Origin of the sequence: Streptomyces sp. NPDC088746 (assembly GCF_044751065.1) — a bacterium.
GTDB lineage: Bacteria > Actinomycetota > Actinomycetes > Streptomycetales > Streptomycetaceae > Streptomyces.
In genome coordinates, this window is the sequence record NZ_JBIVLA010000014.1 from 1 (window position 1) to 25,959 (window position 25,959).

Annotated in this window: 24 protein-coding genes; 10 read left to right on the top strand and 14 right to left on the bottom strand. The window is 72.5% G+C overall.

What is annotated here, in order from left to right; all coding sequences use genetic code 11:
- Positions 1 to 382: 382 nt before the first annotated feature.
- Entirely contained in the window at positions 383 to 1,375 is a 993-nt protein-coding gene (locus ACIP63_RS36405) for a GlxA family transcriptional regulator (protein WP_401524821.1), read from the bottom strand.
- Between the two features lie 74 nt (positions 1,376 to 1,449).
- Between ACIP63_RS36405 and ACIP63_RS36410 the strand changes: the two genes are divergently transcribed.
- Positions 1,450 to 2,034 (top strand): cysteine hydrolase family protein, encoded by a 585-nt coding sequence (locus ACIP63_RS36410; protein ID WP_401524824.1) that lies wholly within the window; start codon positions 1,450 to 1,452, stop codon positions 2,032 to 2,034.
- A gap of 55 nt (positions 2,035 to 2,089) precedes the next feature.
- Here ACIP63_RS36410 and proC read toward each other — a convergent pair whose 3' ends face one another.
- The 6 genes from proC to ACIP63_RS36440 form a co-directional block, all read right to left on the bottom strand.
- On the bottom strand, positions 2,090 to 2,908 hold the full coding sequence (gene proC / locus ACIP63_RS36415) for a pyrroline-5-carboxylate reductase (RefSeq protein ID WP_393756490.1): 819 nt from the start codon (positions 2,906 to 2,908) through the stop codon (positions 2,090 to 2,092).
- A 63-nt stretch (positions 2,909 to 2,971) separates the two neighbouring features.
- Entirely contained in the window at positions 2,972 to 3,730 is a 759-nt protein-coding gene (locus ACIP63_RS36420) for an ABC transporter permease (protein WP_401524827.1), read from the bottom strand.
- On the bottom strand, positions 3,727 to 4,521 hold the full coding sequence (locus ACIP63_RS36425) for an ABC transporter ATP-binding protein (RefSeq protein ID WP_401524830.1): 795 nt from the start codon (positions 4,519 to 4,521) through the stop codon (positions 3,727 to 3,729). The genes ACIP63_RS36420 and ACIP63_RS36425 overlap by 4 nt, the downstream gene beginning before the upstream one ends.
- Before the next feature lie 64 nt (positions 4,522 to 4,585).
- On the bottom strand, positions 4,586 to 5,356 hold the full coding sequence (locus ACIP63_RS36430; RefSeq protein ID WP_401524833.1) for a class I SAM-dependent methyltransferase: 771 nt from the start codon (positions 5,354 to 5,356) through the stop codon (positions 4,586 to 4,588).
- Between the two features lie 49 nt (positions 5,357 to 5,405).
- Positions 5,406 to 5,960, bottom strand: a complete 555-nt coding sequence (locus tag ACIP63_RS36435) for a hypothetical protein (RefSeq protein WP_401524836.1) — start codon at positions 5,958 to 5,960, stop codon at positions 5,406 to 5,408.
- A 34-nt stretch (positions 5,961 to 5,994) separates the two neighbouring features.
- Complete coding sequence (locus ACIP63_RS36440; protein ID WP_401524837.1) at positions 5,995 to 6,327, bottom strand: SH3 domain-containing protein; 333 nt, start codon at positions 6,325 to 6,327, stop codon at positions 5,995 to 5,997.
- Between the two features lie 123 nt (positions 6,328 to 6,450).
- On the opposite strand from ACIP63_RS36440, the gene ACIP63_RS36445 reads away from it, so the two are divergent.
- Positions 6,451 to 8,607: a PQQ-binding-like beta-propeller repeat protein gene (locus ACIP63_RS36445; protein WP_401525004.1), complete on the top strand. Its 2,157-nt coding sequence runs from the start codon at positions 6,451 to 6,453 to the stop codon at positions 8,605 to 8,607.
- A gap of 31 nt (positions 8,608 to 8,638) precedes the next feature.
- Here ACIP63_RS36445 and ilvD read toward each other — a convergent pair whose 3' ends face one another.
- The 5 genes from ilvD to ACIP63_RS36470 all read right to left on the bottom strand — a co-directional run bounded on the left by ilvD (position 8,639) and on the right by ACIP63_RS36470 (position 14,652).
- On the bottom strand, positions 8,639 to 10,489 hold the full coding sequence (gene ilvD, locus ACIP63_RS36450; protein ID WP_401524840.1) for a dihydroxy-acid dehydratase: 1,851 nt from the start codon (positions 10,487 to 10,489) through the stop codon (positions 8,639 to 8,641).
- A gap of 139 nt (positions 10,490 to 10,628) precedes the next feature.
- Positions 10,629 to 11,909 carry a PQQ-binding-like beta-propeller repeat protein gene (locus ACIP63_RS36455; protein ID WP_401524843.1) on the bottom strand — a complete coding sequence of 427 codons (1,281 nt, stop codon included), beginning with the start codon at positions 11,907 to 11,909 and terminating at the stop codon, positions 10,629 to 10,631.
- Between the two features lie 267 nt (positions 11,910 to 12,176).
- On the bottom strand, positions 12,177 to 12,800 hold the full coding sequence (locus ACIP63_RS36460) for a TetR family transcriptional regulator (protein ID WP_401524846.1): 624 nt from the start codon (positions 12,798 to 12,800) through the stop codon (positions 12,177 to 12,179).
- Positions 12,797 to 13,609, bottom strand: a complete 813-nt coding sequence (locus tag ACIP63_RS36465) for a sugar phosphate isomerase/epimerase (RefSeq protein ID WP_187355968.1) — start codon at positions 13,607 to 13,609, stop codon at positions 12,797 to 12,799. The genes ACIP63_RS36460 and ACIP63_RS36465 overlap by 4 nt, the downstream gene beginning before the upstream one ends.
- Before the next feature lie 95 nt (positions 13,610 to 13,704).
- On the bottom strand, positions 13,705 to 14,652 hold the full coding sequence (locus ACIP63_RS36470; protein WP_401524848.1) for a Ppx/GppA family phosphatase: 948 nt from the start codon (positions 14,650 to 14,652) through the stop codon (positions 13,705 to 13,707).
- 32 nt (positions 14,653 to 14,684) lie between these two features.
- On the opposite strand from ACIP63_RS36470, the gene ACIP63_RS36475 reads away from it, so the two are divergent.
- Positions 14,685 to 15,527, top strand: coding sequence for a hypothetical protein (locus ACIP63_RS36475; protein ID WP_401524850.1), 843 nt, complete (start codon positions 14,685 to 14,687; stop codon positions 15,525 to 15,527).
- 91 nt (positions 15,528 to 15,618) lie between these two features.
- Here the strand turns inward: ACIP63_RS36475 and ACIP63_RS36480 are convergent, their stop codons facing one another.
- The gene (locus ACIP63_RS36480) at positions 15,619 to 17,403 is read right to left on the bottom strand and encodes a hypothetical protein (RefSeq protein ID WP_401524853.1); all 1,785 of its coding nucleotides are present in this window, start codon (positions 17,401 to 17,403) and stop codon (positions 15,619 to 15,621) included.
- A gap of 185 nt (positions 17,404 to 17,588) precedes the next feature.
- Here ACIP63_RS36480 and radA point away from each other — a divergent pair, with 185 nt between their 5' ends.
- Positions 17,589 to 19,001 carry a DNA repair protein RadA gene (gene radA, locus ACIP63_RS36485; protein ID WP_104786887.1) on the top strand — a complete coding sequence of 471 codons (1,413 nt, stop codon included), beginning with the start codon at positions 17,589 to 17,591 and terminating at the stop codon, positions 18,999 to 19,001.
- A gap of 80 nt (positions 19,002 to 19,081) precedes the next feature.
- Positions 19,082 to 20,206, top strand: a complete 1,125-nt coding sequence (disA, locus tag ACIP63_RS36490) for a DNA integrity scanning diadenylate cyclase DisA (protein ID WP_033296474.1) — start codon at positions 19,082 to 19,084, stop codon at positions 20,204 to 20,206.
- A gap of 198 nt (positions 20,207 to 20,404) precedes the next feature.
- Here disA and ACIP63_RS36495 read toward each other — a convergent pair whose 3' ends face one another.
- Positions 20,405 to 21,247, bottom strand: a complete 843-nt coding sequence (locus ACIP63_RS36495) for a hypothetical protein (RefSeq protein ID WP_401525007.1) — start codon at positions 21,245 to 21,247, stop codon at positions 20,405 to 20,407.
- Between the two features lie 263 nt (positions 21,248 to 21,510).
- On the opposite strand from ACIP63_RS36495, the gene ACIP63_RS36500 reads away from it, so the two are divergent.
- From ACIP63_RS36500 to cseC, 5 genes are all read left to right on the top strand, one after another.
- Positions 21,511 to 22,413 (top strand): A/G-specific adenine glycosylase, encoded by a 903-nt coding sequence (locus ACIP63_RS36500; protein ID WP_401524858.1) that lies wholly within the window; start codon positions 21,511 to 21,513, stop codon positions 22,411 to 22,413.
- 183 nt (positions 22,414 to 22,596) lie between these two features.
- Positions 22,597 to 23,181 (top strand): SigE family RNA polymerase sigma factor, encoded by a 585-nt coding sequence (locus tag ACIP63_RS36505; RefSeq protein WP_362927100.1) that lies wholly within the window; start codon positions 22,597 to 22,599, stop codon positions 23,179 to 23,181.
- Positions 23,182 to 23,252: 71 nt separating this feature from the next.
- A complete protein-coding gene (locus ACIP63_RS36510) occupies positions 23,253 to 23,867 on the top strand; it encodes a hypothetical protein (RefSeq protein ID WP_401524860.1) in 615 nt (204 codons plus the stop codon).
- Positions 23,868 to 23,879: 12 nt separating this feature from the next.
- Positions 23,880 to 24,590 carry a two-component system response regulator CseB gene (gene cseB, locus ACIP63_RS36515; protein ID WP_401524862.1) on the top strand — a complete coding sequence of 237 codons (711 nt, stop codon included), beginning with the start codon at positions 23,880 to 23,882 and terminating at the stop codon, positions 24,588 to 24,590.
- Complete coding sequence (cseC, locus tag ACIP63_RS36520) at positions 24,587 to 25,909, top strand: two-component system sensor histidine kinase CseC (protein ID WP_401524865.1); 1,323 nt, start codon at positions 24,587 to 24,589, stop codon at positions 25,907 to 25,909. The genes cseB and cseC overlap by 4 nt, the downstream gene beginning before the upstream one ends.
- Positions 25,910 to 25,959 lie beyond the last annotated feature (50 nt).

Sequence of the window (25,959 nt, forward strand, 5' to 3'; positions counted from 1 at the left end):
ACTCTATCAGACTCTTTCGTGTCCGATTCCCGGCCGAAGCGGGTTCCTGCTCAATCGCTTTCCAGTTCTTCGCTTTCGCGTTTCCCTTTCCGGCGAGTCCGACTCTATCAGATCCTTTCGGGCCTGATTCCCAGTCAGCGGGGCTTGTCTTCCCGGCCCTTGGGCCGTTCCGACGAGTGAGACTTTAGCGGAATCCCCGGCCCCGACGCTAATCGGGCCACCTTCGAACGCTGATTCCTCATTTCGCACGTGTGCACGCAAAAACGCACGACAGACGTCGTTCGTTTCGAGTGGTTACTGCGGAATGGCTGTCCGGGGACCGACCGGGGTCGGCGCTCACGTCGGACAACTCGGAGCACACTACGGATCGGGGCGGGGCGTGTCAACCCTCGTCCTGCCCGCCTCTGTGATGGAACGCCAGCCTGTAGTCGCGGGGGCTGGTGGCCAGGTGCGTCGCGAAGTGCTGGCGCATCGTGATCTCGCTGCCGAAGCCCGCGCGGCGGGCCACCTCCGGGACCGGCAGGTCGGTCCGTTCCAACAGCTTCTGGGCTGCGGCGATGCGCTGGGCGATCAGCCAGCGCATCGGCGTCGTACCGGTGGTGGCCTGGAAGTGGCGGGCGAAGGTCCGCGCGGACATGCCGGCCCGGGCGGCGAGCGCGGTCACCGTGTGCGGTTCCGCCAGATGGGCCAGCGCGTGGGCACGGGCCTCCGCGAGTGCGTCCGCGTCACGGTCCGCGCGGGGCGTCGGGTGCTCGATGAACTGCGCCTGGGTTCCTGTGCGGAAAGGAGCCGTGACCATCGAACGCGCGATCGTCGCAGCCGCCTCGGCCCCATGGGTCGTACGCACCAGGTGCAGGCAGAGGTCGATCCCGGCGGCCGTGCCTGCCGAGGTCCAGATGTTGTCCTGGTGGAGGAAGAGCGCGTCCCGCATCACGGTCACCCGGGGATGCTCCGCCTTCAGCAGTTCGGTGAGGTTCCAATGGGTGATGGCCCTCCGGCCGTCCAGGAGCCCGGCCTGAGCGAGCGTGAAGGCTCCGCCGCAGAGCGCCGCGAGGGGGGTGCCCCGGATGTGGGCGCGCCGCAGGGCGTCGAGCACCGGCTCGGGTGCGGGCGTCACGTGGTCGTCGAGTCCGGGGATCACGATCAGGTCCGCGCGCGCCAGCCAGGCGAGAGTGCGGTCGGGCGTGAGGGACAGCCCTCCCCGGAGCCGGACGGGCGCCGGGTCGCTCGCCACACGCCGCAGCTCGAAGGCGGGCACACCGCGGTCGGTGCGATCCACCCCCCAGACCTCCGTGATGACGGATACGTCGAAGGCGCGGACACCGGGAAAGGCGACCAGGGCGACGCGGTGGGGGCGGTCCGGTGAGGCGGTCATCGTGGCAGTAAACCATCGATCGATGGCTTTCCCGCTCCTGTGAGCGGGCCGCCGCCGGGAGGAGAGTGGGGTGTATGGAGATCGCGGAGAACGCAGCGCTGGTGGTCGTCGATGTGCAGCAGGGGTTCGAGGAGGAGGAGTACTGGGGGCCGCGTGACAACCCCGAGGCGGATCGGAACATCGCCGGGCTGATCGATGCCTGGCAGGCGACCGGCCGGCCCGTCGTCTTCGTGCGCCACGACTCGCCCAAGCACGACTCGCCACTGCGGGACGGGTACTCGGGGAACGCGTTCAAGGAGTACGTCGAGGAGCGGCGCGGAAAGGGCCTGGGGCCGGAGTTGTTCCTGACGAAGTCGGTGAACTCCGCCTTCTACGGAACTCCCGATCTCGATGTCTGGCTGCGGGAGACCGGGGTCCGCCAGATCGTGGTGGCGGGGATCCAGACGAATATGTGTGCGGAGACGACGGCACGCATGGGCGGCAATCTCGGCTACGAGGTGTTCTTCGCGCTCGACGCGACGTACACCTTCGACGCGGTGGGGCCGTGGGGCTGGCGGCTGAGTGCGCGGGAGCTGTCGCGGGCCACCGCCGTGACGCTGCACGGCGGTGGGTTCGCGAGGGTGGTGCGCAGCGAGGAGCTGGTGGCCGCGGTGAAGTAGCCGGTCGGACAAAGCCCGGCAGGGCGGTGGGCCGGCAGGGTGCCGGCCCGGCAGGTCAGCCGTTGCCCGTCGCCAGCTCCCGGCTCCGGTCACGGGCCGCTTCGAGCGCGGCGATGAGGGCGGCGCGTACGCCGTGGTTCTCCAGTTCGCGGATGGCGCTGATGGTCGTGCCGGCCGGGCTGGTGACGGCCTCGCGGAGCTTGACCGGGTGTTCGCCGCTGTCCCGGAGCATGACCGCCGCGCCGATGGCGGCCTGGACGATCAGATCGTGGGCCTGGGCGCGGGGCAGGCCGAGCAGGATGCCGGCGTCGGTCATCGCCTCGACGAGGAAGTAGAAGTACGCGGGTCCCGATCCCGAGAGCGCGGTGGCCGCGTCCTGCTGGGACTCCGGGACCCGGAGCGTCTTGCCGACGCCCCCGAAGATCGCCTCGGCGTGGTCGAGGTGCTCGGCGGTGGCGTGGCTGCCGGCGGAGATGACGGACATGCCCTCGTCGACCAGGACGGGGGTGTTCGGCATGACGCGTACGACCGGGGTGCCGGCGGCGAGGCTGTCCTCGATGAAACCGGTCGTGATGCCCGCGGCGGCGCTGATGACGAGCCGGTCGGCGGTGACGTGCGGGGCGAGCTCGTCGAGGAGCCTGCCCATGTCCTGGGGCTTGACCGCGAGGATGAGGATGTCGGCGTTCTTGGCGGCCTCGGCGTTGGTGACGGGCTCGACGCCGTAACGGGCGCGGAGCTTCTCGGCGCGCTCGGTGGTGCGGGTGGTCACCAGCAGGTCGCGGGCTTTCCAGCCGGCCCGGATCATGCCGCTGAGCAGGGCCTCGCCGATCTTTCCTGTACCGAGGACTGCGACTGTCTGGGTCATGCGGTTCATCCTCCGGGTGGCGGCGCGCGGTACGCGGTGCTCGTCGTTGGCCGCCATCCTCGCACCGCGCCGTCAGACGGTGCGGCGGCGGAGGGTGGCGGCGCCGAGGCAGAGGACGAGCAGGGCGCAGCCGGCGACGATCAGGATGTCGCGGTAGAAGTCGGCGGTGATGCCGGTGTGGGTGAGGACCTGGTTCATCCCGTCGACGGCGTACGACATCGGCAGGACGTCGGAGACGGCCTCGAGGGCGGGGTGCATCCGGTCCCGCGGTGTGAACAGGCCGCACAGCAGCAGTTGCGGGAAGATCACGGCGGGCATGAACTGGACCGCCTGGAACTCCGAGGCGGCGAAGGCCGAGACGAAGAGGCCGAGCGCCGTGCCGAGGAGTGCGTCGAGCAGGGCGACCAGGAGCAGCAGCCAGGGGGACCCGACGACGTCCAGGCCCAGGACCCAGACGGACATCGCGGTGGCCAGGAGCGACTGGGCGACGGCGACGGTCCCGAAGGCCAGCGCGTATCCGGCGATCAGGTCGCCCTTGCCGAGGGGCATGGCGAGGAGGCGTTCGAGGGTGCCGGAGGTGCGTTCGCGGAGGGTGGCGATCGAGGTCACCAGGAACATCGTGATCAGCGGGAAGATGCCGAGCAGCGAGGCGCCGATGGCGTCGAAGGTCTCCGCGTCCGCGTCGAAGACGTAGCGGAGCAGCGTGATCATCAGGACCGGGACGATCAGCAGGAGCGCGATGGTGCGGGGGTCGTGGCCGAGCTGGCGCAGGACGCGTCCTGCGGTGGCGAGGGTGCGGGCCGGGGAGAGTGCGGGGGCGTCCGTGCTCATCGGGTCGTCTCCTGGCGGGCGGCGGCCTCGTCCGCGGCGGCCTCGTCCACGAGGTGGAGAAAGGCGTCTTCGACGGTGGCGGAGCCGGTACGGGTGCGGAGGGCGTCGGGGGTGTCGTCGGCGAGGATCGCGCCTTCGCGCATGAGCAGGAGGCGGTGGCAGCGTTCGGCCTCGTCCATGACGTGGGAGGAGACGAGGATCGTGGTGCCGCGGTCGGCGGCGAGGGAGTGGAAGAGGTCCCACAGATCACGGCGCAGTACGGGGTCGAGGCCGACGGTCGGCTCGTCGAGGACCAGGAGTTCGGGGGTGCCGAGCAGGGCGACGGCCAGGGAGACGCGGCTGAGCTGGCCCCCGGAGAGGGTGCCGGCGAGTGCGTCGGCGTGGCTGGTGAGGTCGACGTCGCCGACGGCGCGGGTGACGGCTTCCGCGCGGTCGGTCCGGTGGGCGCGGCCCGGCTGGAGCACGGCCGCGAAGTAGTCCAGGTTCTGCCGCACGGTGAGGTCCCTGTAGACCGACGGGGCCTGGGTGACGTAGCCGACGCGGGCCCGCAGGGAGGCGTGGCCGGCGGGGCGGCCCAGGACGTCGAGCGTGCCCGTGACCTTGCCCTGGGTGCCGACGAGGGCCCGCATGAGCGTGGACTTGCCGCAGCCGGACGGGCCGAGGAGGCCGGTGATCCTGCCCGGCTCGACGGTGAAGTCGAGGCCGTGCAGGACGGTGCGGTCTCCTCGTACGACGGTGAGGGCGCGTGCCTCGACGGCCCCCGCGTCCGAGGTACGCAGGGAATTCATCATGTGATGAATATTGATCCCGCCGAAGGCGCCGCGTCAAGGGAGGCGGCGCGCCCGGACCGGGCTGTCAGCGGATCAGCAGGGCGACTTCCACCACGTAACGCTCCTCGACCGCACCGTCGGGGAACACGGCGGCCAGGTGCCCGCGCTCCTCGTCCAGGAACCGGCGGGTGGACGCCTCTCCGGCCGCGCCGCGCACGAGGAACGCGGAGTGGCTGGCGAGGTTGGCGAGATGCAGGTCGACCGGCACGGTCCGGGACCACGACAGCAGCCGCTGCGTGAACTCGCCGCCGGACAGCTGCCCGAGGTTTCGTGAGCCGGCCCCGCCCGGGGTGCCGTGGGCGCTGTCGTCCGTGCCGAAGTGACGGCGCAGCCGGGTGTCCTGGTCGGCGATCCAGCGGACGGATGCGTCGGCGACGTTCCACCAGAGCGCCAGCGCGCCCCCGGGACGCAGTACACGGAGCGCTTCGGGCAGGGACAGGGCCGGATCGGTCCAGTGCCAGGACTGTGCGTAGGTGACCAGGTCGGCCGACGCGGTGGCGAGGGGGAGGCGGTTGCCGTCGCCCCGGACCACGGGGACCGACGGCAGCGACCGGCGCAGCTCTCCCGCCATGCCGGGGCCCGGCTCGACGGCGGTGACCAGGGCACCCCGGGCGTGCAGCAAGCGGGTGGCGATGCCCGTACCCGCACCGACGTCGACGGTGCGGGCGCCCTTGAGGGGGCGGCCGGCCAGCTCCTCGACCGTGTCCAGGAGCACGGGCGGATAGCCGGGGCGCGCGGCGGCGTACCGGGCGGCGGCGCTGTCGAAGGAGAGGGCGCGGGGCGTGGATGCGGTCATGCGTTCATCGTGCACACGCTCCGGCGCACGCGGGCGTGGAACGCGTCGGCTACCCGCGTCCGGAGCGCTTTCCCTTGGCACCCTTGGCGCTCTTGCGGGCCGCCGGGTTGCCGGTCCGCGAGGAGCGGCGCTTCGCGTACCGGGCGAGCGCCGTCTCGTACTCCGTGCGCCGCAGCTTCTCGCCCGGTGCCTCCTTGAAGGAGCGGATGAAGTAGGCGAGCAGCGAGCCGATGAAGCCGATCGCCTTGAGGCCGCGCAGCCTGTCCTCGTGGGACGGGTCGGCGGGGCGGCGGGTGAAGCCCTCCCAGGTCTTGCGGAAGGCGATGGCGCTGCAGACCGCGAACATCAGGACGACGAGCATGCCGACGAGGCCGCCGACCTCGGCGATCTCCAGGCCCTGGTAGGCGAAGCGCAGGACGAAGCACCCGGCCACGGCCGCGACGAGCGAGCCGAGGGTGGCGCCCACGCGCCGCAGTCCGTACCCCCCGTCGTGGCCGACCCAGGTCGTGCCGAAGAAGCGGAGGGGTTCGGGCTGCGGCCCTGGTGCGGTGGAGCCCGAAGGCGCGGCCGAGGGCGTTCCGGGGGCTTCGCTGTTCTCGCTCACGGAATCGATTATCCCCGGCCGCGCGTCTCTTCCGTCAGTCGCAGCGCGGAGCGATGTAGCCGTCACTGCCTGTCTTGACGTAGGCGTCCGACACGAACTGCCCGTTGGCGATGTTGTCCCAGAGGTTCGACGTGCCGTACGGACCGGACACCCTCTCCCCGGGCTTCTGGCAGTACACCGGGACGCTCATCCCGTACGGCAGCGTCCGGACGATCCCGTACTGGGTCCCGGGACCCCTGCGGACGTTGACGCGGTAGCCGGGAGCGATCGGGTAGACGACGGTGTCCGCGGCGAGCGTCGTCACCTCCCCCGCGGCGTCCGACTCGTCCGTGGTGGCTGTGATGACGGCGTTCTCTTCAACACCCATGAGGGCCTCCCCCGTTGAAAGCGATGCGTGCGACGCGCAGGCTAACAAGCCCCACGCTCTTCGCACGCACCATCGACTAGGCTCCGTGCGTCGCGCTTGCGCACGAACACACGGGGGTGGGCGATGCCGCCGCTGCGAGGGGCCGGATCACATCCGGAAGCGGAGCATCCTGAGTACGCCGGGCAGTACCGGCTCGAAGCACGTCTCGGAGCGGGCGGCATGGGTGTCGTACACCTGGCGCGCTCTCCCTCCGGGCTACAGCTCGCGGTGAAGGTGGTGCACCGCCAGCACGCCGCGGACCCGGAGTTCAGGGCGCGTTTCCGGCAGGAGGTCGCGGCCGCCCGGCGGGTCAGCGGCGCGTTCACCGCGCCGGTGGTGGATGCCGATCCGGGGGCGGCGCTGCCCTGGATGGCCACCCTGTACGTCCCCGGCCCGACGCTCGCCGCGCAGGTGAAGCGGAACGGGCCGATGAGCCCCGCCGAACTGCGCAGGCTCACGGCCGGGCTCGCCGAGGCACTGCGCGACATCCACCGTGCCGGTGTCATCCACCGGGATCTCAAGCCGAGCAATGTGCTGCTGCCCGACTCCGGGCCCAAGGTCATCGACTTCGGCATCTCCCGGCCGTACGACAGTGATCTCCGCACGGAGACGGGCAAGCTGATCGGCTCGCCGCCGTACATGGCGCCCGAGCAGTTCCAGCGGCCCCGCGAGGTCGGTCCGGCGGCGGACGTGTTCGCGCTGGGGGCGGTCCTGGTCCACGCGGCGACGGGCCGGGGGCCCTTCGACTCGGACAGCCCGTACCTCGTGGCCTACCAGGTGGTGCACGACGAGGCCGACCTGGCCGGGGTGCCGGCGGACCTCGCGCCGCTGGTGGGGCGTTGCCTCGCCAAGGACCCCGGCGAGCGCCCCACCCCGGACGAGATCATGGCCGCGCTGCACCCTCCGTCGTACGAGGCGGCCGCCTTCATACCCGTACAGCGCAAGCCGGTGGCCGCCGAGTCGGTGGAGGCGGACGAGGGCACGACGCATGTACGGGCGGCGGACGGGCTGCCGTCCGGCGCGGGGCCGGTGAAGGGCCGACGCAAGCGGTACGGCATCGCGGCCGTCGCCGCGGCGGCGCTGCTGGTGGCCGGAGGCCTCTGGGCGGCCGGAGCCGGGGCCGGCTCCGGGGCGCCGGAGGCGGGGACCGGCGCGAAGAAGGGGGGCGCGGCGGCCTTCGTACCGTGGCGGACACCGCTGATGTCGCGGGACGGCTCGACACCGTCGTGCGCCGCGGGGCCGGCCGCGGAGCTGTACTGCGTCTCCGCCGGTTACGGCACGGTCCGGCTGGATCCGTCGGACGGCCGGCCGGTCTGGTCGCACCGGGACACGGCGTCGAAGGGATCCGGAGGCCCGAGCCCCGAGGGCGCGGTGTCCGGGAACGTGGCCTGGACCGTCGTGGCGGGCGAAGAGGTCCGCGCGTACTCACCCGGTGAGGGCACTCAGCTCTGGCGCAAGGATCTCTCCGCGTACCTCGACACCCCCTTCCCGGCCGGAGACACCCTGCTGACGGTCCGCCAGGACGGGACGCTCCAGGCGCTCGACGCGGCGACCGGCGCGTCCCGGTGGCGGCGCACCGTCCCGGGACATGTGAGCCCGGGTTACGCGTTCCACGATCCGCGGACCGGCCTCGCCTACGCCTTCGAGAGCTCGCCGGAGGGGTCCACCACCCTGGTCACGGCCATCGGGGCGAGGACCGGCGAGACCGCCTGGCAGCGCAGGCTGGACGGGATGCTCACCCCCGCCGGGACGTCGGACGGGGCGCTCCTGCTCACCTCGATGAACGAGAAGGCGCAGACCACGGGGCTCGTCCGCTACGACCCGGTGCTGCGGAGCGCGACCCGCGTCGCGCTGCCCTTCCGGATGAACGGACCGGAGACCGTGGTGGACGGGGACACGGCCCTGCTCCTGGAGCGCGGCGGAACACTGCTGGCCGTCGACGTCCGCCCGGGCGCCGGGCGGGCCGAGCGGTGGCGTCTGGAGACGGCCGTCAGCACGACCTCGGCACCGGTCGTCGGAGCGGGCGGGCGGCTCTACTTCTCCGCCGCGGACGGACGGCTGCTCGCCGTCGACACGGAGAGCGGGACGCTGCTCGGCCAGACGCGCCCCCGGCTGCGGGGCGGGAAGCTCAGCCACGCGTCGTCCCTGCCCGCCCCCGTCGTCCTGGGCCGGAGCGTCATCGGCACCGCGCCGGACGGGTCCGTCTTCGCCGTGGACGCGGACGACCCCGCCCACTGGTGAGACCAGGGACGGGGCCGGGAGGCCGGGAGGGTCAGCCGAGCTTCGTGACGTCGCGGACCGCGCCGCGGTCGGCGCTCGTGGCCATCGCCGCGTAGGCGCGGAGGGCGGCCGAGACCTTGCGGTCACGGTTCTTCGGCGCGTACACGCCGTTCAGCGCCTCGCGGCGGGTGGCGAGCTCGGCGTCGGGGACGAGCAGCTCGATCGAGCGGTTCGGGATGTCGATGCGGATCCGGTCCCCGTCCTCGACCAGTGCGATCGTGCCGCCGGACGCCGCCTCGGGCGAGGCGTGGCCGATGGACAGGCCCGACGTACCGCCGGAGAACCGACCGTCGGTGACGAGCGCGCAGGTCTTGCCGAGGCCGCGGCCCTTGAGGAAGGACGTCGGGTAGAGCATCTCCTGCATGCCGGGGCCGCCGCGCGGGCCCTCGTAGCGGATGACGACGACGTCGCCGTGCTCGATCTCCTTGCGGAGGATCTTGTCGACGGCGTCCTCCTGCGACTCGCAGACGACGGCCGGTCCCTCGAAGGTCCAGATCGACTCGTCGACGCCCGCCGTCTTCACGACGCAGCCGTCCACGGCGAGGTTGCCCTTGAGGACCGCCAGGCCGCCGTCCTTGGAGTACGCGTGCTCCAGGTCACGGATGCAGCCACCCGCGGCGTCCAGATCCAGGGTGTCCCAGCGCTCGGACTGCGAGAAGGCGGTGGCGGAACGGACACAGCCCGGCGCCGCGTGCCACAGCTCGACGGCCTCGGGGGACGGCGAGCCGCCGCGGACGTCCCAGTTCTTGAGCCACTCGGCGAGCGTGTCGGAGTGCACGGAGTGCACGTCCTCGTTGAGCAGACCGCCGCGGTGGAGCTCACCGAGGAGGGCGGGGATGCCGCCGGCCCGGTGGACGTCCTCCATGTAGTACGTGCCGCCGGGGGCGACGTTGGGTGCGACCTTGGAGAGACAGGGCACGCGGCGCGAGACCTCGTTGATGTCGTCGAGGTCGTACGCCAGCTGCGCCTCCTCGGCCGCGGCGAGCAGGTGCAGGATCGTGTTGGTCGAGCCGCCCATGGCGATGTCGAGCGCCATGGCGTTGTCGAACGCGGCGCGGGTGCCGATGGCCCGCGGCAGGACGGTCTCGTCGTCCTGCTCGTAGTAGCGCTTGGTGATCTCGACGACCGTGCGGCCCGCGTTCTCGTACAGCGCCTTGCGGGCGGTGTGCGTGGCGAGGACGGATCCGTTGCCGGGGAGGGAGAGTCCGAGGACCTCGGTCAGGCAGTTCATCGAGTTGGCCGTGAACATGCCGGAGCAGCTGCCGCAGGTGGGGCAGGCGTTCTCCTCGATGCGGAGGATGTCCTCGTCGGAGATGCTCTCGTCGACCGCGTCGCTGATGGCGTTGACCAGGTCCAGCTTGCGGACCGTGCCGTCGACGAGGGTGGCCTTGCCGGCCTCCATCGGACCGCCGGAGACGAACACCGTGGGGATGTTGAGGCGCATCGCGGCCATCAGCATCCCGGGGGTGATCTTGTCGCAGTTGGAGATGCAGATCAGGGCGTCGGCGCAATGGGCCTCGACCATGTACTCGACGCTGTCCGCGATGAGGTCGCGGGAGGGCAGGCTGTAGAGCATGCCGCCGTGGCCCATCGCGATGCCGTCGTCCACCGCGATCGTGTTGAACTCGCGGGGCACCGCGCCCGCGGCCTTGATCGCCTCGGAGACGATCCGGCCGACCGGGGCGAGGTGGGTGTGGCCCGGGACGAACTCGGTGAAGGAGTTGGCGACCGCGACGATCGGCTTACCGATGTCCTCGCCGGCTACGCCGGACGCCCGCATAAGGGCGCGGGCGCCCGCCATGTTGCGGCCGTGGGTGACAGTGCGGGACCTCAGCTGGGGCATCGTCTCTCGCTCCTTCGACAGAAAAGACTGTCTCCGAGCGTACGCCTCCCGTGCCAAGATCTGGACACCGTGTCCGGAATGCGGGATGTGATGCCCAACGGGTGGTCGGGCGAGGCCTTTCCGCCGGCCCCGCCCCGCGTCACACCGCCGGGAGCGCCATCAGGCGTTCGGCGTGCAGCGCGGCCAGCCGCTTGCCGCCGGAGACCACGTACCACTGCTCCGTGCCCGTGTCGTCGCCGAAGGTCCAGCGGAGCTTGCCGTCCCGGGCGCCGTACGCCTGGACGCCACCGTCCTTGCCGAACTCCGTCGCCCCGTACAGGGTCTCCCCCACCCTGGCGAACTGGAGCGGGACCGATACCTCGCGCAGGTCGTCGGCGTTGTGCCACAGCTTCCTGCCGGTCGCGGGGTCGACGGCCCACAGGGCGTGGGCGCTGTCCGAGGCGTAGATCACCCCTTCGAGCATGGACGGCCCGTTGAACGTGTCGAACTCCTCGGTCTCCAGCGCCCAGCGCTCGGCTCCGTCGTCCACTCCGAAGGAGCGCAGGTGCCGCCCGTCCGAGACGACCACCGCTCCGTCGTGGACGGCGATCCTCTCGAAGTTGGCCCTGCTGATCTTCTTCGTCCACAGCTGCCGCCCGGTCGCGGTGTCGCGGACGGTCAGGTTCTTGCGGAGGTCGGTGTAGACGAGGCGGCCGCCGAGCACGGCGGAGGTGAGCCCGGACTCGTCGGTCCCCGTGTCCCGCTTCTCGCTCCAGACGGCCTTGCCGGTACGGACGTCGATGGCGGCGATCACATTGGTCCGGGAGCTGAGGTCCTTCTCCAGGATGCCCGCGATCACGTACACGCGTTCGGTGTCGGCGCCGATGGGCCGGGGCTGGTTGTACCGCCCCTCCAGGTGGCTGCGCCACGTCTCCTTGCCCGTGGCCGGGTCGAGTCCCACGAGATCACCGTCGTACTCGCCGCTGGCCAGGTAGAGCGTGTCCCCGCCCATGATCAGCCGCGCGCCCGGCTGGGCGGCGCCCGGCAGCGACCACAGCTTCTTGCCGGTGGCGAGGTCGCGGCCCACCAGGGGGTCGCCGGCGACCAGCACGACGTCGCCCACGACGGCGAGCACCTCGTGGTTGCCGAGGGTGCCCACGTCGGTCCTCTCCTGCCACAGGGCGCGCGGGGCGGTGCCTGCGGGCGGGGTCGTGAACGCGTCCCCGCCGCCCTTGCCGCTCCCGCCGGGCGCCGGGCCCCCCGTGTTGCCGCCGGAGGCGTCGGTCTTCTCCGGCCCGCACGCGGTCGTCACCGCTCCGGCCAGCGCCAGGCCCAGCCCCGCGCCGGCCAGCCGCAGGAGCCGTCTGCGCGACACGGTGGCACCCCTGCCGTCCTCCGACGGCCCGCCCTGTCCGTGCCCGCCTCTGATCGACCCGTTCATGATCGTCTCCCCCGCCCGTTGTGCACGCCGTGTAAACGTCCGGCCCGCGTGATCCCGGACAGCCAACCATCCGGATCCGGCCACGGCCGGTGCCGGTACCGACTCGCGACATCGTTGTGATGCGAACGGCACAGCCGTCACACAGGCAGGACCGGGTCAGCCGGGGTCAGCCGTCACACAGCCAGGACCCGGGTCAGCCGGGGTCAGCCGTCACACAGGCAGGACCCGGGTCAGCCGGGGTCAGCCGTCACACAGGCAGGACCCGGGTCAGCCGTCGCACAGATACCGCTGGAGCGTGGGCGCCACCATCGCGATGATCTTCTCCGGGTCCGTGGACGCCAGGGGCTCCGCCCGGATGACGTAGCGCAGGATCGCGATACCGATCATGTGCGAGGCCGCGAGTTCGGCGCGGAAGGTCGGGTCGGGCACGTCCAGCTCCGCCGCGATCCGCTCCAGCAGGCGGCGCAGGACGAAGCCGCGCAGCACCTTCGCCGCCGCCTCGTGCGTGAGCGCGGAGCGGAGGATGGCCAGGAGCGGTGCCCTGGAGACGGGGTTCTCCCATACGCCGATGAAATACCGGGCCAGCCGCTCCCCCAGGTCCTCCGAGGGGCCGCCCAGGATCGTGGGGATGACGAGCGCGGGCTCGAAGGAGAGCTCGATGGCCGCGGCGAAGACCTCGTCCTTCGTACCGAAGTAGTGGTGGACCAGGGCCGCGTCGACGCCGGCCGCCCTGGCGATGCCCCGGACCGACGTCTTGTCGTACCCGCGTTCGGCGAACTCCTCGCGGGCCGCCTCCAGGATCCGGGTCCTGGCGTCGGGGCCGGTGGCGCCCGCCGTACGGGAGGGGCGGCCCCGGCGCCGGGGCGACGGGGCGTCGGCGCCCGGGGTCACGGGCGGGGCGTCCGCGCCGACGACGCCAGGTGGAGCCGGGTGAAGGCGAGCGCCTCCGCGAGATCGGCCTCACGCTCGGCCGAGGACATGGCACGGCGGGTGTTGACCTCGATGACCACATGGCCGTCGAAGCCGGTACGGGCCAGCCGCTCCAGCAGCTCCGCGCACGGCTGGTCGCCCCGGCCGGGCACGAGGTGCTCGTCCTTGCCGGAGCCCTTGCCGTCGGCGAGGTGGACGTGGGCGAGCCGGTCGCCCATCCGGTCGACCATGGCCAGGCTGTCGGTCCGCGCGGTCGAGGTGTGCGAGAGGTCCACGGTGAAGTGCCGGTAGTCGTCGTTGCTGACGTCCCAGGCGGGGGCGTACGCGAGCATCTCGCGGTCCCGGTAGCGCCACGGGTACATGTTCTCCACCGCGAAGCGCACGTCGGTCTCGTCCGCCATGCGCCAGATACCGGAGACGAAGTCCCGGGCGTAGTTCCGCTGCCACCGGAACGGCGGGTGGACGACCACCGTCGAGGCACCGAGCTTCTCCGCCGCCGCCCTGGCCCGCTGGAGCTTCACCCACGGGTCGGTGGACCAGACCCGCTGGGTGATCAGGAGACAGGGGGCGTGCACGGCCAGGATCGGCACCTGGTGATAGTCCGAAAGCCGCTGCAGCGCCTCGATGTCCTGGCTGACGGGGTCGGTCCACACCATGACCTCGACACCGTCGTAGCCCAGGCGCGCGGCGATCTCGAAGGCCGTCGCCGTCGACTCCGGATAGACGGAGGCTGTCGACAGGGCGACCTTCGCATCCGGGATGCGCACCACTGGATCTGCCACGTGGAACAGGGTACGGGCAGCTGTACGCGAGGCCGAGGGAGCCCGGCTGAAAGTGACGAGCCCCATGAGGGCGCCCGCCGGGATCAGGCCAGGGCGGCCTGCTCGGCCGGCAGGTGGTCGAGCCGGCGCAGGATGACTCCCTCGCGCAGCGCCCAGGGGCAGATCTCCAGCTCCTCGACCCCGAACAGGTCCATCGCACCCTCGGCGACGAGCGCGCCCGCCAGGAGCTGAGCGGCACGCCCCTCGGTCACCCCGGGCAGATTTCCCCGCTGCTCGACGGTCATCGCCGACAGCTTCGGCACCCACTCCTCCAGAGCCTTGCGGGTGAGGACGCGCTGCACGTAGAGCCCCTCGGCGGACCGGGCGGCGCCCGTGATCCTGGCGAGCTGCCGGAAGGTCTTGGAGGTCCCGACGACGTGGTCGGGCGGCCCCAGCCGGGTGAACTCCCCGACCGTACGGGCGATGCCCGCGCGGACATGGCGGCGCAGCGCGCGCACGGCCGTGGCGTCCGGTGGATCGCCCGGGAGCCAGGCGGCGGTGAGCCGGCCGGCGCCGAACGGCAACGAGACCGCGGCGTCGGGCTCCTCGTCCATCCCGTAGCCGACCTCCAGCGAGCCGCCGCCGATGTCGAGGACCAGCAGCTTGCCCGCGGACCAGCCGAACCAGCGGCGCGCCGCCAGGAACGTCAGCCGGGCCTCCTCCTCGCCGCTGAGGACGGCGAGGGAGACACCGGTCTCGTCCCGCACCCGGGCCAGCACCTGGTCCGCGTTGCCCGCCTCACGCACGGCGGAGGTGGCGAACGCCAGCACGTCCTCGCACCCCTTGTCCTCGGCCGCCTGGAGGGCGTCGGCCACGGTCGTCACGAGCCGGTCGACCCCCTCGGGGCCGATCGCCCCCTCCGCGTCGAGGAGTTCGGCGAGCCGCAACTCCGCCTTGTGCGAGTGCGCGGGCAGCGGGCGGGCGCCGGGATGCGCGTCGACCACCAGCAGATGCACCGTGTTCGACCCCACGTCGAGGACTCCGAGTCTCATACGGGAACGCTACTGCGGCTTACTCTGGGCACGTGCCAAAGACGAAAAAGGCGAAGCCGGACAAAGCCACGAAGAAGCAGCGGCAGACGAAGCAGGAGATGCGGCAGCCGGACGCGACCGGGCCGGACGGGCCCGACGAGAAGGGGATCGACTTCGCGCGGGCCTGGGTGGAATTCCCCGATCCCGCCGACGACGAGCAGGTCTTCCGCTGTGACCTGACCTGGCTGACGTCCAGGTGGACCTGCATCTTCGGCAGCGGCTGCCAGGGGATCCAGGCGGGCCGCGCGGACGACGGCTGCTGCACGCTCGGCGCGCACTTCTCCGACGAGGACGACGAGAAGCGCGTCGCCGGGCACGTGGCACGGCTCACACCGGAGTTGTGGCAGTTCCACGACGTCGGCACCGAGACCGGCTGGGTCGGTGTCGACGAGGACGGCGAGCGCCAGACGCGGCGCTGGGAGGGCTCCTGCATCTTCCAGAACCGCCCCGGGTTCGCCGGCGGCATGGGCTGTTCCCTGCACATCCTGGCCCTCAAGGAGGGCAAGGAGCCGCTGGAGACCAAGCCGGATGTGTGCTGGCAGCTGCCGGTCCGCCGTACGTACGACTGGATCGAACGGCCCGACGACACGCGCGTGCTCCAGATCTCCATCGGGGAGTACGACCGCCGGGGCTGGGGCCCGGGCGGTCACGACCTGCACTGGTGGTGCACCTCGGCGACGTCCGCGCACGGGGCCGGTGACCCGGTCTATGTGTCGTACCGGCCCGAGCTCACCGAGCTGATGGGCAAGGAGGCCTACGACCGGCTGGTCGAGCTCTGCGAGCAGCGGCTGGCGTCGCTGCTGCCGATGGCGCCGCATCCGGCCGATCCGGCCTGAGGCAGGCCCTCCGGGGCGGCTTTCCTCTCCTCGACGGCGTCCTGGCGTGCGGCGCACAAACGTTCCGCCGCGTACCGGGGCGCCGTCCGTGTCAGCCGGCGGGCCCGGAGGGCTCGCCCGGCTCCGTCGGGTCGGGCGCTGTGGAGCCGCCGGACGGTGACGGGGTGGGGCCGGGAGAGCCCGGTCCGTCGGTGGGCGGCTCCGTGGGCGTGGGCGTCGGGTCCGGCGGATCGGTGGGCACCGTGGGGTCGGGGGCCGGCTCCGACGGGGCCGGGGAGGACGGGGTGGGGCTCGGGGTCCCCGACGACGGATCCGGTGACGGCCGGGGGCTCCCGGGGCGTGGGGCCGTGGCCCCGTAGCCCGTGATCGCGACCGCGGACCCCGACGGGGCGAACAGGACACGGGCGCTCCAGGGGCCCCGGGGCTCGGCCGCGCTGTTCACGAACACATGGAGGCTGACGGTGCGGCCCGGTGCGACCGTGCCGGACGTACGGCTGAGGCGCAGCCACGGGGCGTCCGCCCGGGCCGACCAGACGACGGCTTCGTCGCCGGTCGCGGTCAGGGTGATCGTCGTACGGCTGCCGGAGGAGCGGGCCGAGACCGCGAGCGAGGCCGCCCCGTCCGGGCCGGCGCCGACGCTGATCACCTCGGCCGAGACGTCCGGGCCACCGGCGTCCTCCGCGAAGCGGTCGTGCCCGTCCGGGCGGGCGTTCCCGGCGTTCTCGTAGTGGTCGTACGGATCGCCGTCGGGGCTCGGTTCGCCGTCCACGTCCGTCGCCGTGACCGATGGGTCGCGGCCCTCGCCGGTCAGCGGCGCACCTCGGTAGGCGACCCAGAGGGCGATCACCGGGGCGGCGACGACGGTCGCGACGACCGTCGTGGTCACGACCCGGGCGCGCAGCCGGTCCCGGCGCGCGGCGTGGTCCTTGGGGTCCAGCGGGAAACCGGTCCGGCCGAAGCGCGGCGCACCGGACCGGGAGCGCCGGGCGTGGGTCAGGGCGACGTGCACCGAGGGGCGGGGCGCCTCGACGACCGGCAGTGCGGCGGCCGGGGTGACCGTCGTGCCGGGCCAGGGGCCGGCCGCCCCGGCCCGCTCGGCGGCGCGGCGGCAGCGGGGACAGTCGTCGACGTGCCGGACGAGCTCCCGGCGCAGGGCCGCCGAGAGCAGCACCTGATGGGCGCCGGTGAGCCGCGCGACGGAGGGGCAGTCGCCCGTCTCCACGACGGCGAGGGCGGCACGGGTGCGCTCCACCTCGCAGGCCGCGCCCGCCAGGAGCTCCCGGGCGCTGCCGGGGTCGAGGCCGAGGACGGCGGCGACGGCGCGCGGGGTGAGCCCGTGGCGCACGGCGAGCTCCAGCGCCTCGCGCTGCTCGGGGGTGGTGCCCGCGGCCTCGGGCCAGGCCAGCTGCGCGAGTTCACGCCGGCGCGCCTCGGCCACCGGGGACTCCGTGGGGCAGTTGGGGGCGGCGGCCTCCTCCGGTGCGCCGTGGGCGGACCGGCGACGGGCCGCGCGGGCGCCCTCGCGGGGCGCGGTGCGCGCGGCGGGCGGCGTACGCCGGTGTGCCTGGCGGCCCCGCCGCTGCTCGGTGAGCGCCCGCAGGCAGGTCCATCTGGCCAGGGCGTACAGCCAGGATTTACGTTCCTCCTCGGCCGCCGGGCACCGGCCGTCCTGCCGCTCGGCGATGGCCAGGAGCGAGCCGAGCGCCTCGGTGGCCGCCTCGTGATCGCAGAGCACGGAGAGGCAGTAGGTGAACAGGCCGTCGAGATACGGCTCGTACCGTGCGGACGACCGCTGCGCCGAAGGACGGGCCGCACGGCGGTGCGCCCGGTGTGCGCCGGTGGGATGTGTGGGGGTCTCCAGCCTGCTGCTCGTCACGGGGCGACCGTAGGCAGATACGGGCGGAACCCTGACCGCACTTTCCTACATTTAATCCTTACGGGTGACGGTCTCCCTCGAAAGGGGACAGGAATCCCGGATTCCATAAAAATTGACGCATCGGGCGCATGTTCGACCATGGTGCCCGCAGCCGGACTGTCAGACCCCACCTATACGGTGACGCCATGGCTGCCCGTACGAAATCCGCGAAGGACCGCCCGTCCTACCGCTGCACCGAATGCGGCTGGACGACGGCCAAATGGCTCGGCCGCTGCCCCGAGTGCCAGGCCTGGGGGACGGTCGAGGAGTTCGGCGGCGCCCCCGCGGTCCGCACGACGGCGGCCGGCCGGGTCTCCACCGCCGCGGTGCCGATCGGCCAGGTCGACAGCCGGCAGGCCACCGCCCGCTCGACCGGCGTCGGAGAGCTGGACCGGGTGCTCGGCGGGGGGCTCGTCCCCGGCGCCGTCGTGCTGCTCGCGGGCGAGCCGGGCGTCGGCAAGTCGACGCTGCTGCTGGACGTGGCCGCCAAGGCGGCGAGCGACGACCACCGCACCCTGTACGTCACGGCCGAGGAGTCCGCCAGCCAGGTGCGGATGCGGGCCGACCGCATCCGGGCGATCAACGACCACCTGTATCTGGCCGCCGAGACCGACCTCTCGGCGGTCCTGGGGCACCTGGACGCGGTCAAGCCGTCCCTCCTCGTCCTCGACTCCGTGCAGACCGTCGCCTCGCCGGAGATCGACGGCGCTCCCGGCGGCATGGCGCAGGTCCGCGAGGTCGCGGGCGCGCTCATCAGGGCCTCCAAGGAGCGCGGCATGTCGACGCTCCTGGTGGGCCATGTGACCAAGGACGGCGCGATCGCGGGGCCGCGCCTCCTGGAGCACCTGGTCGACGTGGTGCTGTCCTTCGAGGGCGACCGGCACGCACGCCTCCGGCTCGTGCGAGGCGTCAAGAACCGGTACGGCGCCACGGACGAGGTCGGCTGCTTCGAGCTGCACGACGAGGGCATCACGGGCCTGGCCGACCCCTCCGGGCTCTTCCTCACCCGCCGTGACGAGCCCGTCCCCGGCACCTGCCTGACGGTCACCCTGGAGGGCAAGCGGCCACTCGTCGCCGAGGTGCAGGCGCTGACGGTCGACTCGCAGATCCCCTCGCCCCGGCGCACCACCTCCGGCCTGGAGACCTCCCGGGTCTCGATGATGCTGGCCGTTCTCGAACAGCGGGGCCGGATCAGCGCCCTCGGCAAGCGGGACATCTACAGCGCGACCGTGGGCGGCGTGAAGCTCACCGAACCGGCCGCGGACCTCGCCATCGCCCTGGCGCTCGCCAGCGCGGCGAGCGACACACCGCTCCCGAAAAACCTGGTCGCGATCGGTGAGGTGGGCCTCGCCGGGGAGGTCAGAAGGGTGACCGGCGTCCAGCGCAGGCTGGCGGAGGCGTACCGTCTCGGGTTCAAGCACGCCCTGGTCCCGAGGGACCCGGGACAGGTTCCGGCCGGTATGAAGGTCACAGAAGTGGCCGACATGGGCGACGCTCTGAGAGTCCTTCCCCGCCGCTCTCGGCCGGACGGACCACAGGAGGACGGCGCACGCCGGTAGACTTTGCCCTGGTCTCGCCCGCCCGTACGAACGGTACGAGGGACGCAAGGGCACCGCCGACCTGTGACCGGAGGAGTGCAGTGGCAGCCAACGACCGGGCAGCATCGCCCGGAAAGTCCGGCCAAGGCACCGGGAACGAGGCGCTGATGCGCGCCTCGTTGAGCGCGGTCGCGCCGGGAACGGCCCTCCGCGACGGCCTGGAGCGCATCCTCCGCGGCAACACCGGCGGACTGATCGTCCTCGGCATGGACCGAACCGTCGAGTCCATGTGCACCGGCGGTTTCGTGCTCGACGTGGATTTCGCCGCGACGCGCCTGCGCGAACTGTGCAAGCTGGACGGCGCGATGATCCTCGACAAGGACATGACCAAGATCCTCCGGGCCGGCGTGCAGCTGGTCCCGGACGCCTCCATCCCCACCGAGGAGACGGGCACCCGCCACCGCACGGCGGACCGGGTCTCCAAGGCCTGCGGCTTCCCCGTGGTGTCGGTATCCCAGTCCATGCGCCTGATCGCGCTGTACGTGGACGGGGAGCGGCGGGTCCTGGAGGAGTCCTCAGCGATCCTGTCCCGCGCCAACCAGGCGCTCGCCACCCTGGAGCGGTACAAGCTCCGGCTGGACGAGGTCGCCGGGACACTCTCCGCGCTGGAGATCGAGGACCTGGTGACGGTCCGGGACGTGACGGCGGTCTCGCAGCGGCTGGAGATGGTGCGCCGCATCGCGACCGAAATCGCCGAGTACGTCGTGGAGCTGGGCACCGACGGCCGCCTTCTCTCGCTCCAGCTGGACGAGTTGATCGCGGGCGTGGAGCCGGAGCGGGAGCTGGTCGTACGCGACTACGTCCCCGAGCCCACCGCGAAGCGGTCCCGTACGGTCGCGGAGGCGCTGGCCGAGCTGGACACGCTCACCCACACCGAGCTGCTCGAACTTCCCGTGGTGGCACGGGCACTGGGCTACAGCGGCTCGCCGGAGACGCTCGACTCGGCGGTCTCCCCGCGCGGATTCCGGCTGCTGGCGAAGGTGCCACGGCTGCCCGGGGCGATCATCGAGCGGCTGGTGGAGCACTTCGGCGGCCTGCAGAAGCTGCTCGCCGCGAGCGTGGACGACCTCCAGGCCGTGGACGGAGTCGGCGAGGCGCGGGCCAGGAGCGTCCGGGAGGGGCTCTCGCGGCTCGCGGAGTCCTCGATCCTGGAGCGGTACGTCTAGGACCCTCCGTCCGGATCACATGGGACCGGCCCCGCCGGACAAGCGTTCCGGCGGGGCCCGGCGTCGTTCGTTGCGGTCCGACCCGGCGTCGTTCGTTGCGGGTCCGACCGGCGTCGTTCGTTGCCGGTCGGACCCGACCGCGTTCGTTTCCGGTCGGACCCGGCGGCGTTCGTTCCCGGTGGGGGCCTGCCGCCGCCGTCAGTCCTTGGCCAGGACGAACGAGGCGGGCCGGACGGACTCGCCCGGGACCTTGGCCTCCAGCAGGTAGGTCCCCGGACCCGCGGACCGGACGGGCGGTGTCGCGCACGAGGGCGCGCTCCCCTTGCGGTCCCACTCCACGGTGTGGACGACGGTCGTTCCCGCCGGGACCCTCAGGAAGAGGGCGCCGCCGGGCTTCGGGCAGTCCTTGGAGGACCACACCTGCTCGTCGTCCTCGCCGGCCTCGGTGATCGTGAGCACGGCGTTCTTCGGACCGAAGTCGGCCTTGCAGTCGGCAGCCGAGGTGTTCTTGGCGCTCAGCCGAAACTTCGGCTTGTCGTCGGGTCCGAAGCTGATCTCCGTCTTCAGGCTCAACTGCAGTACGGCAGGCGTGCAGTTGGGGAGCGGTGATCCGGCGGGTACCTGCTGGCCGGCCGCGCTGCCACCGGTTCCCGCGCCCGACGCGGAGCCACCGGATCCCGCGGTGTCCGCTCCCGCGGTGTCCGTTCCCGCGTCCCCGCCGGTGTCCGATCCCCCGGCGCCGCCCGTTCCCGTCCCGGTGCTCCCGCCGCCCGACCCGGAGCCCGCGTCCGTACCGGAGTCGTCCGACTCGTCGCGCCCGCCGGGGGGTTGGCCGGTGACCGGGCCGGAACTCGAAGGCCCGGGGGTGATGGACGGGGCGGGGCCGGAGCCTCCGGGCTTCCCGTCGTCCTGTCCGCCTCCGCCGCCGCCCGAGGTGACGGCCCACGCAATCAGCGCCGCGAGCAGCGCGATCACCAGCACCGCTACTGTTCTCCGACGCCAGTAGATGCTGGAGGGAAGCGGCCCGACCGGATTGCGCATAGAACCCACGGACCGAACTGTACGAGAGATCCAGGCCAACTCCGGCCCTCAACCGCCGCTCTGATCGACAAGTTTTCCTGATCATCATCATGGAGCGGCCGTTACCGGGGCGCTTCCATCCGCTTTGCACCGGCTCGGCCCCCGTCCGCCCCCGCGCGAAGGGACAGAACGGGTGGCGTTATCACTCCCTGAGCGCTCCGCCGGGCCGACACCCCCGTAGCCGTGCCCGATGTCCCGCCTTCCGTGCCAGGATCGTGGGTGCGATGACTGCCACGACTTCGACACAGACGCCCCCCGCCTCCCTCCATGCCCCCGTCATCGGGTGGTTCGAGCAGCACGCGCGCGATCTGCCCTGGCGCCGCCCCGACGCGGGTGCCTGGGGTGTGATGGTGAGCGAGTTCATGCTGCAGCAGACCCCGGTGAACAGAGTCCTCCCGGTCTACGAGCAGTGGATGGCCCGCTGGCCGCGCCCGGCCGACCTGGCCGCCGACGCACCGGGCGAAGCCGTCCGCGCCTGGGGCCGGCTCGGCTACCCCCGGCGTGCGCTCCGCCTGCACGGGGCCGCGCAGGCGATAACGGAACGCCACGGCGGCGACGTGCCGAGCGAGCACAACCAGCTGCTCGCACTGCCCGGGATCGGGGAGTACACGGCCGCGGCCGTGGCCTCGTTCGCGTACGGGCAGCGTCACGCCGTGCTGGACACGAACGTCCGCAGGGTGTTCGCCCGGGCCGCCACCGGCATCCAGTACCCGCCGAACGCGACCACCGCGGCCGAGCGCAAGCTCGCCCGCGCACTGCTCCCGGAGGAGGACGAGCGCGCCGCGAGCTGGGCGGCGGCCACGATGGAGCTCGGCGCACTCGTGTGCACCGCGAAGAACGAGGACTGCACGCGCTGCCCGATCGCCGGGCAGTGCGCCTGGCGGCTGGCGGGAAAGCCCGCCCACCAGGGCCCGCCGCGCCGGGGCCAGACCTACGCCGGCACGGACCGGCAGGTCAGGGGGCGGCTGCTCGCGGTGCTGCGGGACGCGGTCACGCCGGTTCCGCAGTCGGCGCTGGACGCGGTGTGGGAGGAGCCCGTGCAGCGGGCGCGCGCTCTGGACGGGCTCGTCGCCGACGGTCTGGTCGAGCCCCTGGCGAACGGCCGGTACCGGCTGCCCCTGACCTGACGGCGCTCCGGCGGACCCGGGCTGTCCAGCGGCTGTTACACAACCGATGGACAGCCGTGCGTCCGCCTACGGCTGCTCCGCACACCCTCGTGACAACGCCTCCGTAACGTCACCGGACGTCGGCCACGGGACCACCCGGCCGACGGCGGTACACGGGGATCCACGGGGACGGAGGCGGTTGTAATGGCTCAGGGCGAGGTGCTCGGTTTCGAGGAGTACGTACGGACCCGACAGGACGCGCTGCTGCGCAGTGCCCGTCGGCTCGTTCCCGATCCCGTGGACGCGCAGGACCTGCTCCAGACCGCTCTGGTCCGCACCTTCGGCCGCTGGGACGGCATCGCCGACAAGTCCCTCGCCGACGCCTATCTGCGCCGCGTCATGATCAACACGCGAACGGAGTGGTGGCGGGCCCGCAAGCTCGACGAGGTCCCCACCGAGCAGCTCCCCGACGCGAGCGTCGACGACGGCGCCGAGCAGCGTGCCGACCGCGCCCTGCTCATGGACGTCCTCGGGGTACTGGCTCCGAAGCAGCGCAGCGTCGTCGTGCTGCGACACTGGGAGCAGATGAGCACGGAGGAGACGGCCGCGGCGCTCGGCATGTCCGCCGGCACGGTGAAGAGCACGCTGCACAGGGCCCTGGCGCGTCTGCGCCAGGAGCTTGAGGACCGTGCGGCCCGGAGCCGCGAGGCCGAGGAGACACCGGCGCGGATACCCTCGCAGCGGAACAGGCGTCATGACGAGCGGGGGCGGGAGCGGTGCGCGGCCTGACGGGCAGCAGAGGGGGCACGAGGGCCCGCCGCGGGAGACTCCGGGGCGGCCTCGCGGCGGGGAGCACGGCGGTGGCCGGGCTCGCCGCCTTCGGGCTGTTGTGCGCCGGCTGTTCCGCCGGAGGCACGGGCACGCGCGACGAGGGGCCGGCGAGCGCCCAGCAGGTCGCCCGGGCCACGCCGTCGAGCGCGGCGGTGCCCAGCGGGACGGCGAAGCCCTCCCCCCGGGTGAACGCCGTGATGCTCGTCAAGAGCGACCCGAAGGTGAGCCGGCAGCTCAAGGACGACCTGAAGCCCTGCACCGGGGACGAGTATCCGGTCGACACCTCGTACGGCTCGCTCACCGGCGGCTCGGAGACCGATGTCGTGGTCAACGTGATGACCTGCGGTGATTCGGTGGGAGTCGGGACGTACGTCTACCAGCGGCGGGCGGACGGCACGTACGGGAACGTCTTCGCCGCCGAGGTGCCCGCGGTGTACGGCACCATCGACCGGGGTGACCTGGTCGTGACGACGCAGGTGTACGGGTCGAAGGACTCGGTCACCTACCCCTCGGGCGAGGACGTCATCACGTACCGCTGGAGCGCGGGCCGGTTCACCGAGACCGACCGGGTGCACAACGATTTCAACCGGGCCGTCGGCAGCGGGGAGGGCACTCTCCCCGCACCGCAGACGGCGCAGAACTGAGAGCCGCCCGCCATGGCCGATACCCACGTCCTCTTCGTCGAGGACGACGACGTCATCCGTGAGGCCACCCAGCTCGCACTGGAGCGGGTCGGCTTCACGGTGACCGCGGTGCCCGACGGCCTGCTGGGCCTGGAGGCCTTCCGGGCGGACCGTCCGGACATCGCGCTGCTGGATGTGATGGTGCCGGGCCTCGACGGCGTCAGTCTGTGCCGGCGCATCCGTGACGAGTCGACCGTTCCCGTGATCATGCTGTCGGCGCGCGCCGACGCGATCGATGTGGTGCTCGGCCTGGAGGCGGGGGCCGACGACTACGTCACCAAGCCGTTCGACGGGGCGGTGCTCGTCGCCCGCATCCGCGCCGTGCTGCGGCGCTTCGGCCACGCCGCCGGCTCGGGCGGGGCGCCCGACGGGGCCGGTGGCGCGCAGGACGGGGCGAGCGGTGTGCTGGTCTTCGGCGACGTGGAGATCGACACGGAGGGCATGGAGGTACGCCGCGGAGGCGCGCACGTGGGTCTGACACCGACGGAGATGCGGCTGCTGCTGGAGTTCTCCGCGGCACCCGGGACCGTGCTCTCCCGGGACAGGCTGCTGGAGCGGGTCTGGGACTACGGCTGGGGCGGGGACACCCGCGTCGTCGACGTCCATGTGCAGCGGCTGCGCACCAAGATCGGGCAGGACCGGATCGAGACGGTCCGCGGCTTCGGCTACAAGCTGCGCGCATGAGGCGGCTGGCGCTGCGGACCGGGGTCCGCTGGAAGATCAGCATCGCGATCGCCGCGGTCGGCGCGCTCATCGCGCTGGCACTGAGCCTCGTCGTCCACAACGCGGCCCGTGTCTCGATGCTGGAGAACGCGCGCGAGGTGCAGCTGGAGCGGCTGCTTTTCGCCCAGCGGCTGTACGAGGCGACGAACACGAAGAAGCCGTCGCCGAAGTTCGGCGCCAAGATCAACGACCCGTCGCTGCCGGCGAGCCTGCGCAGCCGGATGCAGGACGACCGGCGCGCCACCCATGTCGACGAGTACGACGACGGGGTGCCCGACGTCTGGGCGGCCGTCCCCCTGGCCAACGGCGACGTCCTGTCCCTGCACACCCGCTTCGCCGACCGCAGCGCCACGGTCATGGGCGACCTGGACAGGGCCCTGATCATCGGCTCGGTCTCGGTCGTCTTCGGCGGCTGCGCGCTGGGCGTCCTGATCGGCGGCCAGCTGTCCCGGAGGCTGCGCAAGGCGGCGGCAGCGGCCGGCAAGGTCGCCCAGGGCAATACGGAGGTACGCGTACGGGAGGCTGTGGGCGGGGTCGTACGGGACGAGACCGACGAGCTGGCCCGGGCGGTGGACGCGCTCACGGACGCGCTGAACGAGCGGATCGAGGCGGAGCGCCGGGTCACCGCCGACATCGCGCACGAGCTGCGCACCCCGGTGACCGGACTGCTCACGGCGGCCGAGCTGCTTCCCCCGGGACGGCCCACGGAGCTCGTACGGGACCGGGCACAGGCCATGCGGACCCTGGTCGAGGACGTCCTGGAGGTGGCCACGCTGGACGGCGCCTCGGAGCGTGCCGAGCTCCAGGAGCTGCAGCTCGGTGAATTCGTCAGCCGGCGGGTCCGGCTGCTGGATCCGGAGATCACGGTCCGGGTGGTGCACGAGTCCTGGGTGTCCACGGATCCGCGACGGCTGGAACGCATCCTGGGCAATCTGCTGGGGAACGCCGCCAAGCACGGGGCCGCCCCGGTCGAGGTCACGGTCGAGGGCCGGGTGGTGCGGGTCCGCGATCACGGGCCCGGGTTCCCCGAGGCGCTGCTGCGGGAGGGGCCGAGCCGGTTCCGTACCGGGAGCAGCGACAGGTCCGGGCGCGGCCACGGCCTGGGGCTGACCATTGCCGCGGGGCAGGCGCGGGTGCTGGGGGCGAGGCTGACGTTCCGCAACGCGGGGCCCGCCGGGGGCGGGGACACCGGGGGTGCGGTCGCCGTGCTGTGGCTGCCCGAGCACGCGCCGACGAACACCGGAAGCTTCCCCGTCCTGCGGCAGACAGGGTCGGCCTGAGAGGACAGGGGCGGGCCCCGGGGACGAGGTGTCTCCGGGGCCCATCCCTG

What these genes read in the sequence shown, in the direction of transcription:
- cseC (WP_401524865.1), top strand. Translation starts at nt 24,587, where the DNA reads ATGAGGCGGCTGGCGCTGCGGACCGGGGTCCGCTGGAAGATCAGCATC.
- ACIP63_RS36430 (WP_401524833.1), bottom strand. Translation starts at nt 5,356, where the DNA reads ATGACCGCATCCACGCCCCGCGCCCTCTCCTTCGACAGCGCCGCCGCC.
- proC (WP_393756490.1), bottom strand. Translation starts at nt 2,908, where the DNA reads ATGAACCGCATGACCCAGACAGTCGCAGTCCTCGGTACAGGAAAGATC.
- ilvD (WP_401524840.1), bottom strand. Translation starts at nt 10,489, where the DNA reads ATGCCCCAGCTGAGGTCCCGCACTGTCACCCACGGCCGCAACATGGCG.
- ACIP63_RS36505 (WP_362927100.1), top strand. Translation starts at nt 22,597, where the DNA reads ATGGCTCAGGGCGAGGTGCTCGGTTTCGAGGAGTACGTACGGACCCGA.
- ACIP63_RS36455 (WP_401524843.1), bottom strand. Translation starts at nt 11,909, where the DNA reads ATGAACGGGTCGATCAGAGGCGGGCACGGACAGGGCGGGCCGTCGGAG.
- ACIP63_RS36425 (WP_401524830.1), bottom strand. Translation starts at nt 4,521, where the DNA reads ATGATGAATTCCCTGCGTACCTCGGACGCGGGGGCCGTCGAGGCACGC.
- cseB (WP_401524862.1), top strand. Translation starts at nt 23,880, where the DNA reads ATGGCCGATACCCACGTCCTCTTCGTCGAGGACGACGACGTCATCCGT.
- ACIP63_RS36440 (WP_401524837.1), bottom strand. Translation starts at nt 6,327, where the DNA reads ATGGGTGTTGAAGAGAACGCCGTCATCACAGCCACCACGGACGAGTCG.
- ACIP63_RS36495 (WP_401525007.1), bottom strand. Translation starts at nt 21,247, where the DNA reads ATGCGCAATCCGGTCGGGCCGCTTCCCTCCAGCATCTACTGGCGTCGG.
- ACIP63_RS36470 (WP_401524848.1), bottom strand. Translation starts at nt 14,652, where the DNA reads ATGAGACTCGGAGTCCTCGACGTGGGGTCGAACACGGTGCATCTGCTG.
- ACIP63_RS36405 (WP_401524821.1), bottom strand. Translation starts at nt 1,375, where the DNA reads ATGACCGCCTCACCGGACCGCCCCCACCGCGTCGCCCTGGTCGCCTTT.
- radA (WP_104786887.1), top strand. Translation starts at nt 17,589, where the DNA reads ATGGCTGCCCGTACGAAATCCGCGAAGGACCGCCCGTCCTACCGCTGC.
- ACIP63_RS36500 (WP_401524858.1), top strand. Translation starts at nt 21,511, where the DNA reads ATGACTGCCACGACTTCGACACAGACGCCCCCCGCCTCCCTCCATGCC.
- ACIP63_RS36420 (WP_401524827.1), bottom strand. Translation starts at nt 3,730, where the DNA reads ATGAGCACGGACGCCCCCGCACTCTCCCCGGCCCGCACCCTCGCCACC.
- ACIP63_RS36410 (WP_401524824.1), top strand. Translation starts at nt 1,450, where the DNA reads ATGGAGATCGCGGAGAACGCAGCGCTGGTGGTCGTCGATGTGCAGCAG.
- ACIP63_RS36445 (WP_401525004.1), top strand. Translation starts at nt 6,451, where the DNA reads ATGCCGCCGCTGCGAGGGGCCGGATCACATCCGGAAGCGGAGCATCCT.